The sequence below is a fragment of the Rhizobium tibeticum genome, assembly GCF_900110205.1.
In the GTDB taxonomy this organism is placed as follows: domain Bacteria; phylum Pseudomonadota; class Alphaproteobacteria; order Rhizobiales; family Rhizobiaceae; genus Rhizobium; species Rhizobium tibeticum.
Genome location: NZ_FOCV01000150.1, coordinates 1 through 1,412 on the forward strand (window position 1 = coordinate 1; position 1,412 = coordinate 1,412).

Consider the following 1,412-nt stretch of genomic DNA (forward strand, 5'->3'; position numbering starts at 1 on the left):
CCGTGGCCCATGAAGCACAGCTTGGCCTTCTTGCCTTTACCCTTCTTATAAAGTCTTGCATCTGGGTCGGTCGTTGAAGCATGCGTCTCGTTGGAACGCCTTTCGCCATGGAAGTCTGCTTCCACATTCCGACCGCCGCCATCCGATGGTAGTTCGCCCGAGCCGTTCTTCGGCTTGAAGCTCTTCATCGATGCCCAGGCTTCGATCAGCGTGCCATCGACAGAGAAGTGGTCCGTTGACAGCAGCCGCTTTACCTTGGGCTGCGCCAGGATCGCACCCAGGAACTTCGCGGCGATGTCGCCTTCGAGCAACCGGTCGCGGTTCTTCGAAAACACCGAATGGTCCCAGGCTGGATCGTCAATGCCAATGTCGACGAACCAGCGGAACAGAAGGTCGTATTCCAGCCGCTCCATCAAAAGCCGCTCGGAACGGATCGAATAGAAGGCTTGCAAAAGCATGGCGCGCAGAAGCTTCTCAGGCGCGATCGATGGCCGCCCGATCGGTGAATAAAGCGCTGCAAACTCCCGTTCCAGCAAAACGAGCGCGTCGTTCACGATCTGCCGGATGGCCCGCAGCGGATGATCACGACGAACATGATCCTCCAGATCGACATAGCTGAAGAGTTGCCCCGTCCTCACATCGCCGCCGCGCATCCATCAACTCCGAATCTCGACAAAGTCAGTGAATCACGACCACAGCCTCCACGCCAGGCCTCTTTTTCAACAGCCTGTTAGGTCTTCAATTGACGGTTTGCCGACTATCCACGGTTCTCCCCCCGCAGGCCGTTAGGAGCATTCAGTTGAAGTATCTGCTTGGCCAATTCACTATCTGGCCGTTGCGACGGCATCGATAGACGCGTTTGACGTTTCCCCAGGAACGGCCGTCACTTCGGGCATTTGGGCGCATAATATCGCGAACACCGCAATAACCGAATAGCGGCATCTCACCGCCTACGAGCTTGCGAGGACGTTGCTTGGAGACCCTCCGCGTTATTGGTTCGAGTGACATCGAACTTAACAAAGCTTTTTTGGGCCATTGAGAATTTCGCCTTCGATCGTCTTCTTGCCGAGCGGGCGCTGTAGTTCCTCGACCTGGTTCTGAAGATGCTCGATAGTCGGATTCGGATAACTCTCCTGCGATGCTGTTGCGGTCAGTATTTCCTGAGCTGCAAGCATGCGCCAGGTGAACAATTGGTTCGTTTGGATGCCATAACGCCGAAGCAACATGCTCCCGTTGCGTCTGATTTCAATGTCTCTGTAGATTGCAAGCTTTTCGGCCGTCAACTGGTGGCGGCGCTCCGAGCCGGACAGCACTTCTATCTTGGAATTGTGAGCAGTCATAATGGTCACGCTACCTTGCTCACTTATACCAACGAGCGCTAATCAAAACCGGTGCGCCCAATCACGCATTCC

2 protein-coding genes are annotated in these 1,412 nt (G+C 55.2%); both read right to left on the bottom strand.

The annotated features are described in order from the left end of the window. Positions 1–653 (bottom strand): IS5 family transposase (locus tag BSG20_RS35330; RefSeq protein ID WP_143147636.1); only part of this gene is annotated, 653 nt, incomplete at its 3' end. A gap of 360 nt (positions 654–1,013) precedes the next feature. Continuing rightward, on the bottom strand, positions 1,014–1,349 hold the full coding sequence (locus BSG20_RS35335; protein WP_143147637.1) for a helix-turn-helix domain-containing protein: 336 nt from the start codon (positions 1,347–1,349) through the stop codon (positions 1,014–1,016). Positions 1,350–1,412: the final 63 nt, after the last annotated feature.